We start from the raw sequence: 13,242 nt of genomic DNA, 5'->3' as shown, positions 1-13,242 counted from the left end.
CGCTATATCAGCTGTTCGCGCAGGGCCATGGCCCGTTCCATCGGGATATCGTTGATTTTGAGCGGAGCGATGGCTGAACCACCGGCAATACCGATGGTGACGGTGGCCAGATCAAGAGGGTGATCCAAGGGTGATTGGCTGATATCAACTGTCTGCACCTTGCGGATCGGCAATATGGTCAGCTTGCGCCGCCACCATCCAGCTCGCACAAAAAGCTGTGTCGTGGTGATTGCATATTGATGATGGCGCCAGTTCAACACCATCACCGCGATGATCGGTAAGGCCAGCAATATCAGCGCATAAAAGCCAGGATGGAGAAAGACACCGTTGCCCACGCTGACCGCGGCCAGGACAATGGTCAATATGACGGCGTCACGCCACCATAGCGCGGCATCGACACGCTGGAATTCGAGATCGGGCGTGACATTGGCAATTTTGGTCTCGGCCAATATTGGCTCCGCTTCTTCCATCTGTGCACAGGGCGCTGCGCTGTGGTCGCTTTCTCCGCTCACTTCACTGGCGAGCGACTGGAATTTCAGGTGATACCAGCCGAAACGCTGTCGCACGGGTCCGGTTCGTAAAATCGCCGCCTGCACGCGGTGGATTGGCATGACCATATCGGTGAGCGTGAACAGGCCGCGCCGGCGGCGGAAACCGGGTTGGCCGGTGTCGACGCGATCCAAGCGAAAGCCATATTCCCGGATGAAGGTGCGGACGATGCCGCTGATCAGGCCCACTGCGATAAGGGAAAACAGTGCGCCGACAGCCCCTGCAACTTGCGCCGTGAAACTGAGCCCGTTGACCACATCCTGCTCGGACAATTGTTCCGCCCAATACCAGGGATTGAAGAATTCATCGGGCAACAGAAAGTCAAGATTCTGTGCAATAGCGGCCAATATGGCGAGCAGCACGAAGGAAAAATTGAATAGGCCGGCAATGAAAATCCGCCGATTATCCATAGCAAAAATCGGGGGGCGCTCTTCCGATTCCTGAGGCTCAATAGGTTCTCCGGTTAAGTCTGACGCTTGGGCGGCAACACCGGACTTATAGTCTCGCAGCGCATCTCTGAATGCCTGGGCGTCAGCCAAAGCGAGCGCATCAAGCTTGCCATCCTCGCCGCCGCCGGAACCGGTTTCCAGTTTCACGGTCGCCAGTCCCAATATCCGGCTGACCAGTTTCTGCTCCAGGCTGACATCCTGAATTCGGTCAAAGGGAATTGACCGGTTATTGCGGCTGATCAGGCCGCTTTTGATACGGATTTCCTTGGGCCCGATATGATAGGTGAAGCGCGACCAGATCAGTGCCGTAATCCCGATGATGACGGCCAGCAAGGCGATCGCGGCCAAACCGGTATAGACGATATTCCGATCAAAAACGCTGAAATAGAGCACGGCTATGGCGACCAAATTCTGGCCGATAGCAGAAACCGATTTCAATATGATGCTGAGCGGATGCAGGTGGCGAAAGGACGCCCCGTCGGCGTCATCCGCGTCCGGTGGCATTGGTTCTGCTGTCACAGGGCTATCATTCATATCATGTCTTGGCGGATATGGCCCTTGATCGTATCGCGCATCGCTTCGGCATCCGGCGTGCTGAGGCCCGGCAAAGTCACGATACTATTATGTGTGCCGGCGGTATGGACGATCAGTGTCGAAAGCCCGAACATCCGCTGCAACGGACCTTGCGCAACGTCGATATGCTGGATGCGGTTAAACGGTACGATCGTATCCGTTCGCCACAGAAATCCGCGCAAAACCCGTAATTGTTCATCCCCCATGTCATAACCCCAGCGGCGATAGATGCGTTCGGGTAACAGGATGACCAGGAACAACATGATGGCCGTGACCGGGCCAATGATCATGCCGCTTATATCGGGCCATTCATTGCTGGCTGCGAAATCGGCAACAGTTGCAGCAGCAATTAAAATGGCGGCCATAATGACGGTGTTCAGACGGATCAGCGATTTTTGTGGCGGATGGAGCGGCGTCAGGCCCTGATTATAGGCCCTGGCCTTGTCCTGCTCCATCTGTGCCAGCGGATCGGGGGTGGTAACGGCTTCTGTCATGAGGCGACTATGCCGAAGCTGTGTTATTTAAGCAAGACAGATAGGTTCGCGCTCGCATCAACCGTGGAGCACATTGGCGTAACAGAATCGCTGCGCTCACCCTGAGCGCGTTTTGTTTGTTCAAAGTGCCTTAGCGCGCAAGCGCCGTTTCCGCTTCTTCGGTCAGCGTTTTGATAATATCCGCAACGCTTTCTTCAGCCTTGACCATGCCGACCGATTGTCCCGCCATGACACTGCCGTTTTCAACATCACCATCAATTACGGCCTTACGTAGCGCTCCGGCCCAGAAATGTTCGATCTGCAATTGCGCTTCACCCATTTCTATCTCACCAGCATCGAGCAGCTTTGCCACTTCAATCTGTTTGCGGGTAAATTCTTCGGTGCCCTTATTTTTGAGCGCACGCACCGGAATCACTGGCAAGCGAGGATCGACCTGAACGCTGGTTACGGCATCGCGGGCATTGCCGCGAATGAAGGCTTTTTTGAAATCCGGATGAGCAATGGATTCATTTGCGCAGACAAACCGTGTGCCGAGTTGCACGCCGCTGGCACCCATTTCGAGATAAGCGCCAATCATGTCGCCTGTACCAATGCCGCCCGCGACAAAGACCGGGACCTGATCGGCAATTTGCGGCAGGATTTCCTGTGCCAGAACGGATGTCGCCACCGGCCCGATATGGCCGCCCGCTTCCATGCCTTCAATGACAATGGCGTCGACGCCGGAGCGGATGAATTTCTTGGCCAGCGCCATGGCGGGTGCGAAGCAGATGACTTTCGCGCCGATTTCCTTGATCGCTTCGAGGCTGCCTTTGGGTGGCAGACCGCCAGCCAGCACGACATGGCTGACATCATGATTGCCGCATATCTCTATGAGCTTCATCAGGTCCGGGTGCATGGTGATCAGGTTGACGCCAAAGGGCTTGCTGGTCAGCTTCTTGGTTTCGGCAATCTCGGTGTCCAGCAATTCCGGGGTCATTGCACCGCAGGCAATAACGCCAAAGCCACCGGCATTGGAAATCGCGCTAACGAGTTTGCGCTCGGAAACCCACGACATGGCCCCGCACATGATCGCGGTCTCGCTGCCCAGCAGGTCTGTGCCGCGCTGCATTAAAGTGGAGAGTTTTGAGTTGGTCATGTTTTTCTTTCTAAAAGCCCTCTCCCCTGCAGGGGAGAGGGTTGGGAGAGGGGGCTATCGAGACCTGCTCAGACTTCCCCTCCCTTAATCCCTCCCCTGAAGGGGAGGGAGACTATCAAGCTGCATCCTCTGCATCCAGGCCATAGGCGGTGTGAAGCACCCTGAGCGCCAGTTCGGTATAGTCTTCCTCGATCAGCACGCTGACTTTGATTTCTGACGTCGTGATCGCCTGAATGTTCACGCCGCGATCGGCCAGTGACTTAAACATCGTCGAAGCGACACCAGCATGGCTTTTCATACCAACGCCGACGACCGAGATCTTCGCGACATTCGTATCGGAAATCAGACGGTTATAGCCAATGCTCTCCTTGGCACCTTCCAGCACCTGCATGGTCCGGTCGAGATCGCTGGTTGGCGCGGTGAAGGTCACGTCGGTTTCGCCTTTTTCGCGGCCGACATTCTGAATGATCATATCGACATTGATCGCTGCCTCGGCCAGCGGCTCAAAAATATTGGCCACGGCGCCCGGCTTATCCGGCACGCGCGTCAGGGTGATTTTGGACTCATTCTTGTCATGGGCGATACCCGTGATCAGTTGGCGTTCCATATCCTGTTTCTCCATCTCACTTTCGCTGACGATCATCGTTCCCGGCAGGTCGTCGGCGGTGTAATTGACACCCTCTTCGGTAAAGGATGACAGTACCTGAATTTTGACATTTTCCTTCATCGCCAGACCAACGGAGCGCGTCTGCAGCACTTTCGCGCCGACGCTGGCCAGTTCCAGCATTTCCTCAAAAGTCACGGTTTTCAATTTGCGCGCTTTGGTCACGATGCGCGGGTCCGTCGTATAAACGCCATCGACGTCAGTATAAATATCGCAGCGATCCGCTTTGACTGCTGCGGCAATGGCAACGGCACTGGTGTCTGATCCGCCGCGACCCAATGTGGTGATCCGGCCATCCTGACTAATGCCTTGAAAGCCCGGAATGATCGCAATTTCACCGCTTTTCATCGAAGCGGTCAAATCATCGGCATCGATGGTTTCGATCCGCGCCTTGCTGTGCGATTCGATGGTGCGGATCGGCATTTGCCAACCCAGCCAGCTGCGCGCCTTGGCACCCAGCGATTGCAGGGCAATGGCGAGCAGGCCGGATGTGACTTGTTCGCCACTCGCAACCACAACGTCATATTCCGCAGCATCGTAAAGCGAGCTGGCTTCACGGCAGAAATTGACCAGCCGATCAGTGTCTCCCGCCATGGCGGAAACCACGACCGCTACCTCATGCCCGGCATCGGCCTGTTGCTTGACGATCTGGGCAACCCGGCGGATTCGTTCGATCCCTGCCATCGACGTGCCGCCAAATTTCATCACTATCCGTGCCATGATGCCTGTTATCTGTCTTTCTGTTGAAAAAGGGTCTGAACGAGACGCGCGGGCTGTGATAAAGAGACGTTATGACAAACGCAAGCACCAGCAAGCGCCCAAGCTCTGAGTCGGTTTCAGGCGCAACCAAAAGCACAATAAACCCCGATGAAGCGGCGCATTTCGGGGCTTTGGCAGCCGATTGGTGGGACCCGAACGGGTCGTCTGCGATGCTGCATCGGCTCAATCCGGTACGGCTCGGCTATATCAGGGATGCGATCGACCGGCATTTCGGGGTGGATACGAGTGTTCTGAAGCCTCTGGCTGGCAAGCGCGCACTGGATGTTGGCTGCGGTGCCGGGCTGGTTTGCGAACCTTTGGCGCGCATGGGTGCGACGGTAACTGGGCTCGATGCAGCGCCGGAAAATATCGCGGCGGCCAAGGCGCATGCGGAACCGCAGCGACTGGATATCGACTATCGCAATGTCGGGATCGAAAAATTTGGAGAAAGCGGTTTCGACCTCGTAACCTCGCTCGAAGTCATCGAACATGTTGATGACACCGACAGTTTCGTGGCCGGATTGGCCAATGCACTGGCCGATGATGGCTTGATGATTCTCTCCACACCGAATCGCACGGCCATGTCGAAACTGATGCTGGTCAATCTTGCTGAAATGACCGGGCGTATTCCGAAAGGCACGCATCATCATGATCAGTTTTTTACGCCGGAAGAACTGGAAAAGTTGCTGGCAAAAGCCGGGCTTAAAGTTACCGACACCACCGGCCTGTCCTACAGCCCCTCTCACGGTTTTTCCTTGTCGGACAACTTGTCGCTCAATTATCTGATGACAGTTGTGCGGGGATGAACACGAGTGTTCGACCCTATGCGGTGACCGACAAGGCCGCTTGTCTGGCCTTGTTTGACAGCAATGTGCCGCGCTATTTTGACGCGAGTGAACGGCCAGGTTTCGTCACTTTTCTGAATGAACCCGGCGGTGACTATTTTGTTATCGAACAGGATGGAACGATATGCGGCTGCGGCGGCTTCTCCAGAGCAGAACGCGGACAGGCGTGCTTCACCTGGGGTATGGTCGATAATGCCCGCCATGGGTCTGGGCTAGGCCGGCTGCTGGCTGAATATCGATTGCGCGCTATTGAAGCATCGGGCGTGTTTGAGGAAGCGGAGCTTTTCACCACTCCGCAAATCGCCCCGTTTTTTGCCAAATTTGGTTTTGAAAAGCAGGGTGTCGAAAAAGATGGTTTTGCGCCGGGTATGGACAAGGTGCAGATGATCAAAAAACTGAAGATCACCCAGCCATAGGGCTAGATGCTGCCAGCAACAAATCAGCTGTCAGGCAGGCTGTAGTTGATCGTATAGCTATGTTTTCCGTCGACATTCTGAATGGCCATGGTTCCGGTAATGCCGCTCAGTTCGTCGGTCCCGCTATCTGGTACGATCTCAATTGACAGATTCTGGCTTGTCTTGGTCATGGTTCCATGATGGGTGACAATGAAGCTGCCCTGCTTGCCGTTAAGTGAGCCCGTTATGGTTTCCAGAGCGACATAGACCCTCGCACCGGTGGTTTTATTGGCATCGGCCATCATCTGTCCTGTGCCGGTCCCGATCAGATCGCCGGTGAAGCTTTTGGTCAAAACCATGCGCGCGGGGCTTTCCCCTTTTTCGGATACTGGTGATAGTTCGACCTCAAATGCGCCGCTGGCCTGTTTCTTTTTCACATCCTCGGCCAATGCCGGGCCCGCCAGAGACAGCAGAGCGACCGTTGCAACAACCGATTTCGCTAGGGCCATCAAAAGTCGACCTTTTCATAATGGGGCGGAGGGGTAATGACTTCCATGCGTTCTGACAGCAACGGACGGAAAGACGGGCGTGATTTGAACATCGCATACCAAGCCTTGGTTTGGTCATGGCCGGTCCAATCAATCCCGCCGAGATAGTCCGCGACCGATATTTGCGCCGCCGCGGTCAGGTCAGCGAGGCTCATCGTCGCACCGGCCAGCCAGCTGCGATGATCAATCAGATAGTCGATATAGTCTAGATGGACATTGGCCCGGCGCATTGCTTCGCGGAGCAATTTTGCATCCGGTGGCTGGCGGTGCACAATACGCTTGTGCATGCGTTCGAAAAGCAGCGGCGCGGTGACATCACCGTAAAACTGCTCGTCAAACCAGGCGACCAGGCGGCGGATTTCGGCCCGGTTGGTCGCGGTGCCATTAATCATCGGGGTCTTTTCGACCGTTTCTTCTATATACTCGCAGATTGCGACACTATCGATCAGCGTGATATCCCGCTGATCATGGCGCATAACGGGTGTGCGGCCTGCGGGATTCATATCCAGAAATTGATCCCGTTGTTCCCATGGTGATTCGCGTACAAGCTCATAGCCGACCGACTTTTCGCCCATTAACAGGCGAACTTTGCGCGAAAACGGACAAAGAGGAAATTGGAATAACTGCCACATAACGTTGCTGTTAATCGGGAAAGTGCTGTGGGGGAAGGGGCTTGATGCCCGAAAGCGCGAATAGATGGTCAGGCGTTACAAAACGGCCCGTCAGACGCGCCTATTCCAGCGCATCCATTCGCTGCTTCATCTGCTCGCCCATCGCTTTGAGTTGCGGAAGCAAAGCGCCAAATTCGCTGGCCAGGATGCCCATCATCACAGTGCCCTTGCGCATTTTGTCTTCCATATCGGCATTGAAATCAGGATTATCACGCGCGGCCAGCTCACCCAATGTGGCATCGGGATCGATATCGGAAAATGTCTCGCCATCATCCAAGTCTTCGGGGACAGCTTTTTCCATCGCGGCTGCAAATTGGCCAATGGGCAAGTCCATCATCGCCGTCATAAAACCGGACATCATCGACACCATGCCATCCTGAAATTCCGGATCGTTAAGCTTTTCGATCATTTCGGATTCAGCGCCTTCATCCTGCGCCGCAGCGGGAACAGAAAGGCTCAACGACACGGCCAATAAAGGGAGAGAGAAAAGTGATCGCATAGCTGAGCCTCCTAAACAGTCATCGTTGTTCGCCAACGACACTTGGCGTCTAGCAGCCCTGATCTGAGTCAAAGCTGAACCGGCGCAGAGTCATTCAGCAAGGATCGTAAATTGTCGTAAAACCGGCACGGAAAGCCGAAATCAAGCAACCTGATAAATGGCCAGTCGATTGCCCGAAGGATCAAGGCATTCAAAGCGGCGACCGCCGGGATAAGCGAAAATCTCCTTGACGATTGCACCGCCGGCCGCTTTCACCTGTGCCAGCGCGGCTTCCAGATCATCACTTTCAAAGGTCGGCATGGGTGCGGGCGGTTCTTCTCCCGTCGCGAGCCCAATCTGTACCGGCCCGCCTTCAACAGCGGCATATTCCGGGCCATAATCGGTAAAGGCAAAGCCGAAGGCTTTTTCATAAAAGGCTTTACTGGCGCCAAGGTCGGTCGCTTTCATTTCCATATAATTGGGTGTGATTTTGGGCATTGTTCTGGCTCCTCAAACGGCGAATCAGGCAATGTTCCGCCGTTCACTTAAGTATAGCCTACGTTGAGATCAAAACAAGAACATGCAGAATGTTGGTCCGAGCTATTTTACGCTAGCCGAATTTGGGATCATCGCTACGCCGCTCAAAAGATATAACGTCTCGCCATTGGTCAGCCAGAGGCCCAAAGGTCATTTTTCCGATCCGTTCCCTGCGGCCCAGGGTTTTGAAGCCGGCCTTTTGGTGCAGCTTCATGCTTGCTTCATTTTCTGGAAAAACCCCTGCGGTCAGCGTCCAGATACCTTCTTCTTCAGAGGCAGCGACGATGGCTTGCAGAAGCATTAAACCAATTCCCATGCCTGCGAATTTTGAGGCGACATAAACACTTTCTTCGGCAACCCCTGCATAGACGCAGCGCGAAGACGTTGGACTGAGTGCTGCCCATCCGGCGAGTTCTGTGTCCACAAAAGCACCGAGACGCGGTGTTTGCAGATGGCTCTGGTCCCAATCATTCCAACTAGGCGCATGCTCCTGAAAGGTTGCGTGACCAGTGTCCATCCCCTGCTGATAAATATCCAGAATAGCATCGGCATCGGCTACCGTGAGGCTTTGAACAACAACATTGGCTGTCGTCGTCATTGTGACCAACTCACTCTGCCGCAACGACAGCATCTCCATCCGACAGCGGATGATCCAGCCGTTCGACCATTTCCTTCGGACAGACCTGCCAGAAGCGTTCCCGCCAGCGGTCCCAGTCGCGCAGGATCGTTTCCGACCAGTTGCTGTCGGTGGTCCGGTGATGCGCTTCGATCAGGGATTTGAGATGCTCCTCCCAATAGTCGCTGTCCAGCCGTTGCCAGATGATGCTTTCGGGATTGGCGTGCTTCTCAAAATCACGGTCGAGGTCGAGGATGAAGGCCATGCCGCCGGTCATGCCCGCGCCGAAATTATTACCAACCGCGCCAAGGATCACAGCATTGCCGCCGGTCATATATTCACAGCCATTGGCACCGCAACCTTCGACAACCACATCCGCGCCGCTATTACGGACAGCAAATCGTTCGCCGGCTTGCCCGGCTGCAAAAAGCTGACCGGAAGTCGCGCCATAAAGTACCGTGTTGCCGATAATCGTATTGTCTTTTGAATCCAGTGGAGAGCTGACCATCGGACGAACGACGATCTTGCCGCCGGACAGGCCCTTGCCGACATAGTCATTGGCATCGCCAAAGACTTCCAGCGTGATCCCCTGACACATGAAGGCGCCGAGAGACTGGCCCGCACTGCCGCGCAGACGCACATGGACATGGTCCTCGTTCAGCGCGGTCATGCCATATTTGGCCGTGACCTCTGCCGAGAAACGCGTGCCGACGGCGCGGTGCGTATTGCGCACCGTATAGGTCAGCTGCATTTTCTCGCGGCGTTCAAATACCGGCTGCGCATCGGCAATCATCTGTGCGTCCAAACTGTCGGGCACCTCATTGCGGTGTGTCGGCAGGTTGAACGTACGCTCGGTATCCGGCGCATCGACCTTGGCGAGGATCGGGTTGAGGTCGAGATCATCGAGATGCTCGGCCCCGCGGCTCACCTGCCGCAGCAATTCGGTGCGGCCAATGACTTCTTCCAGCGACCGGTAACCAAGCCGTGCCAATATCTCGCGCACTTCTTCGGCCATATAGGTCATCAGATTGATGACTTTTTCCGGCGTGCCGGTGAATTTCTCACGCAATTTCTCATCCTGTACACAGACACCAACCGGGCAGGTGTTGCTGTGGCATTGCCGGACCATGATACAACCCATGGCGACAAGGCTCAGCGTACCAAGGCCGAATTCTTCCGCGCCCAAAATCGCCGCAATAACAATATCGCGTCCGGTCTTCAGGCCGCCGTCGGTGCGCAGTTTTACCCGGTGACGCAAACCATTGAGGGTAAGCACCTGATTGGCTTCGGTAAGACCCATTTCCCAGGGCGTCCCAGCAAATTTGATCGACGTTTGTGGCGATGCGCCCGTTCCGCCCGTATTGCCGGAGATCAGGATCACGTCGGCATGGGCTTTTGCAACGCCAGCGGCGATGGTGCCGATACCGGCCGCAGAAACCAGCTTCACGCAGACCCGCGCTTTCGGGTTGATCTGCTTGAGATCATAAATCAGCTGCGCCAGATCTTCGATCGAATAGATATCGTGATGTGGTGGTGGGCTGATCAGCGTAACACCTGGCGTCGAATGACGCAGCTTGGCGATAAATTCCGTGACTTTAAAGCCAGGCAATTGGCCGCCTTCACCAGGCTTGGCGCCTTGGGCAACCTTGATCTCGACCTCTTCGCAAGCGCCAAGATATTCCGCAGTCACCCCAAAGCGGCCGGAAGCGACCTGCTTGATCGGGCTGGAGGCATTGTCGCCATTTTCAAACGGCGTGTAGCGGCGTTTCTCTTCTCCGCCTTCACCGGATACCGATTTCGCACCAATGCGGTTCATCGCAATGGCAAGTGTTTCATGCGCCTCGGGGCTGAGTGCGCCGAGGGACATGCCGGGCGTATTAAAGCGTTTGCGGATTTCGGTAATCGCTTCCACTTCGTCGATCGGAATCGGTTCCGGCGCGTAGTTAAATTCCATCAGGTCGCGTAGATATACAGGCTCCAGTTCGCGGACACCTTGTGAGAATTGCAGGTAAGAGGAATAGCTGTCATGCGCGACTGCGCTTTGCAGCAAGTGCATCAGATGTGCGCTATAGGCATGAGCCTCTCCGCCATCGCGTTGCTTGTAGAACCCGCCGACCGGCAAGCGCACAACCGCTGCTTCGAACGCCGCGTCATGCTTTTCCTGCGCGTTAATAAACAGCGAGGCATAGCCTTCGCCTGAAATCTTGGTTGGCATGCCAGGGAACAGATCATTGCAAAGCGCGCGCGACAGACCAACGGCTTCAAAATTATAACCGCCGCGATAGCTGGAAATAACGGCAATGCCCATTTTGGACATGATTTTCAGCAAGCCTTCGTCGACTGCTTTCTTGTGGCGGGCGATGCACTCTTCCAAAGATAGGCCGTCAAACAGCCCGCGTGCATGGCGGTCGGCAATGGCTGCTTCGGACAGATAGGCGTTAACGGTGGTCGCACCCACACCGATCAGCACGGCATAGCAATGGGTGTCGAGGCATTCTGCCGCCCGGACGTTGACGGAAGCATAGGCCCGTAATCCCTTGCGCACCAAATGGGTGTGCACGGCGGCGGTTGCGATGACCATCGAGATACACATATGGTCTTCGTCGATATTCTCGTCGGTCAGGAAAATTTCGGTCTTCCCCTGACGCACCGCTTGTTCGGCTTCGTCGCGGATCCGGGCAATGGCATCGCGCAATTCAATCGCGCCGCCGGTGTTGGACATGGTGCAATCAATTTCGGCAACCGCATCGCCAAAGCTTGCCTTTAACCGTTCCCAGGCACTGCAACTGAGTACAGGGCTGTCGAGCACCAGAACATTTTCATTCTGGCTGTCCTTCTCCAATATGTTGGCGAGGTTCGAGAAGCGCGTGCGCAGGCTCATCACATGGCGTTCGCGCAAACTGTCAATCGGCGGATTGGTGACCTGCGAGAAATTCTGGCGGAAGAAGTGGCTGACCTGACGCGGTTTCAGGCTGATCACCGCAAGCGGTGTGTCATCGCCCATCGAACCGATGGCTTCCTTGGCATCCTCAACCATCGGGGCGAGGATTACCTCCATGTCTTCCAGCGTATGACCGGCCGCAGTCTGGCGGCGGATCAATTCTTCCTTGGAGAAATTCATCCCTGCATCAGCAGGCGCAGGCGGCAGATCGTCCATTGTCCTGAAGCCTTTGACGCGCTCGGCATAGGGTTCTTCGGATGCGATCTGGTCCTTGATCTCCTTGTCGGTGAAAACGACGCCTTCATCCAGATCCACAGCGATCATCTCGCCGGGACCAAGCCGGCCCTTATCGATAATCTGGCTTTCGGGCACCACGACCATACCGGTTTCCGATCCGATGATCAGCAAATTGTCGGACGTCTTGCTGTACCGCAGCGGCCGCAGCGCATTGCGGTCCACACCAGCCACAGCCCAGCGACCGTCGGTCATCGCCAGCGCAGCGGGACCATCCCATGGCTCCATGACACTCGCCATATATTCATACATGGCTTTATGTGCCGGATCGATATCCGCTTCATTTTGCCACGCTTCGGGTACGAGCATCAGCTTGGCGGTCGGTGCATCGCGGCCGGAGCGGCAGATGGTTTCAAACACGGCGTCGAGCGCAGCGGTATCGGATGCACCAGCTGGAATCACCGGCTTAATATCTTCGGAATGATCACCAAAGGCGAGGCTCGCCATCTTGATCTCGTGGCTCTTCATCCAGTTCTTGTTGCCGCGGATTGTGTTGACTTCGCCATTATGAGCAAGCGTGCGGAACGGCTGGGCCAGCCACCATTGCGGGAATGTATTGGTTGAATAGCGCTGGTGGAAAATCGCCACTCGGCTTTCAAACCGTTCGTCAGTCAGGTCGGGATAAAAGACCGACAGGGATTCCGCGAGGAACAGGCCTTTGTAGATGATCGAGCGGCAGGACAGGCTGCAGATATAGAAATCATGAATTTGTGCCGCGACCACTTTTTTCTCGATTCGGCGACGGATGAGATAGAGGTTCTTTTCAAACTCCGCGGCGCTCTGGCGATCGGGCAGCGGCCCAGCGATCATGATCTGTTCAATTTCCGGCCGCGTATTCTGTGCCTTCACACCAATGACCGAAACATCGACCGGCACCTGCCGCCAGCCGTAAATTTTATAACCGGCTTCGATTATTTCCGCTTCCACAATCGTCCGGCATGTTTCCTGCGCGCTGAGATCGGTGCGCGGCAGAAAGATCATGCCGACGGCAAGCCGGTTGGGCATTACCTTGTGACCGCTATCCGCAATCGCATCGTCAAAGAAACGTGCCGGCAAATCAACATGCAGACCGGCTCCGTCACCCGTCATTCCATCCGCGTCAACCGCGCCGCGGTGCCAGACCGCTTTCAACGCATCAATGGCGGATGACACCACCCGCCGCGAAGGCTTGCCATCGGTGGCTGCGACCAGTCCGACACCGCAGGCATCAGATTCAAATTCAGGCCGGTACATGCCGGTTTCGGCAAGGCGCTTATGTGCGGGCGTTGGATAGTGGTGCGTCATATCAATTTCA

The 13,242-nt window shown here is 55.6% G+C and carries 12 protein-coding genes; 2 read left to right on the top strand and 10 right to left on the bottom strand.

The genetic code is table 11. From position 1 onward, the window contains the following. Positions 1–2: 2 nt before the first annotated feature. From BS29_RS16835 to BS29_RS16820, 4 genes are all read right to left on the bottom strand, one after another. Positions 3–1,532 carry a PH domain-containing protein gene (locus BS29_RS16835; protein WP_229954787.1) on the bottom strand — a complete coding sequence of 510 codons (1,530 nt, stop codon included), beginning with the start codon at positions 1,530–1,532 and terminating at the stop codon, positions 3–5. Beyond that, complete coding sequence (locus BS29_RS16830; protein ID WP_229954786.1) at positions 1,529–2,065, bottom strand: PH domain-containing protein; 537 nt, start codon at positions 2,063–2,065, stop codon at positions 1,529–1,531. The genes BS29_RS16835 and BS29_RS16830 overlap by 4 nt, the downstream gene beginning before the upstream one ends. Before the next feature lie 130 nt (positions 2,066–2,195). Continuing rightward, positions 2,196–3,200 (bottom strand): NAD(P)H-dependent flavin oxidoreductase, encoded by a 1,005-nt coding sequence (locus BS29_RS16825; RefSeq protein WP_229954785.1) that lies wholly within the window; start codon positions 3,198–3,200, stop codon positions 2,196–2,198. A gap of 115 nt (positions 3,201–3,315) precedes the next feature. Beyond that, complete coding sequence (locus tag BS29_RS16820) at positions 3,316–4,584, bottom strand: aspartate kinase (RefSeq protein ID WP_229954784.1); 1,269 nt, start codon at positions 4,582–4,584, stop codon at positions 3,316–3,318. A 71-nt stretch (positions 4,585–4,655) separates the two neighbouring features. On the opposite strand from BS29_RS16820, the gene ubiG reads away from it, so the two are divergent. Both ubiG and BS29_RS16810 read left to right on the top strand, forming a co-directional pair. Continuing rightward, on the top strand, positions 4,656–5,429 hold the full coding sequence (gene ubiG / locus BS29_RS16815) for a bifunctional 2-polyprenyl-6-hydroxyphenol methylase/3-demethylubiquinol 3-O-methyltransferase UbiG (protein ID WP_229954783.1): 774 nt from the start codon (positions 4,656–4,658) through the stop codon (positions 5,427–5,429). Further along, positions 5,426–5,884 carry a GNAT family N-acetyltransferase gene (locus tag BS29_RS16810; protein WP_229954782.1) on the top strand — a complete coding sequence of 153 codons (459 nt, stop codon included), beginning with the start codon at positions 5,426–5,428 and terminating at the stop codon, positions 5,882–5,884. The genes ubiG and BS29_RS16810 overlap by 4 nt, the downstream gene beginning before the upstream one ends. A 23-nt stretch (positions 5,885–5,907) precedes the next feature. On the opposite strand, the gene BS29_RS16805 is transcribed toward BS29_RS16810, so the two are convergent. The 6 genes from BS29_RS16805 to gltB form a co-directional block, all read right to left on the bottom strand. Then, entirely contained in the window at positions 5,908–6,372 is a 465-nt protein-coding gene (locus BS29_RS16805; RefSeq protein WP_229954781.1) for a DUF3224 domain-containing protein, read from the bottom strand. After that, on the bottom strand, positions 6,372–7,043 hold the full coding sequence (locus tag BS29_RS16800) for a glutathione S-transferase family protein (protein ID WP_229954780.1): 672 nt from the start codon (positions 7,041–7,043) through the stop codon (positions 6,372–6,374). The genes BS29_RS16805 and BS29_RS16800 overlap by 1 nt, the downstream gene beginning before the upstream one ends. 100 nt (positions 7,044–7,143) lie before the next feature. Next, on the bottom strand, positions 7,144–7,581 hold the full coding sequence (locus BS29_RS16795) for a hypothetical protein (protein ID WP_229954779.1): 438 nt from the start codon (positions 7,579–7,581) through the stop codon (positions 7,144–7,146). 141 nt (positions 7,582–7,722) lie between these two features. Beyond that, a complete protein-coding gene (locus tag BS29_RS16790) occupies positions 7,723–8,058 on the bottom strand; it encodes a VOC family protein (protein WP_229954778.1) in 336 nt (111 codons plus the stop codon). Between the two features lie 112 nt (positions 8,059–8,170). Then, a complete protein-coding gene (locus tag BS29_RS16785) occupies positions 8,171–8,734 on the bottom strand; it encodes a GNAT family N-acetyltransferase (RefSeq protein ID WP_229954777.1) in 564 nt (187 codons plus the stop codon). After that, entirely contained in the window at positions 8,706–13,232 is a 4,527-nt protein-coding gene (gene gltB / locus BS29_RS16780; RefSeq protein WP_229954776.1) for a glutamate synthase large subunit, read from the bottom strand. The genes BS29_RS16785 and gltB overlap by 29 nt, the downstream gene beginning before the upstream one ends. Between the last annotated feature and the right edge of the window lie 10 nt (positions 13,233–13,242).

Origin of the sequence: Parasphingorhabdus litoris DSM 22379 (assembly GCF_020906275.1) — a bacterium.
Classification (GTDB): Bacteria; Pseudomonadota; Alphaproteobacteria; order Sphingomonadales; family Sphingomonadaceae; genus Parasphingorhabdus; species Parasphingorhabdus litoris.
This window is presented reverse-complemented; position numbering and strand designations above follow the sequence as displayed.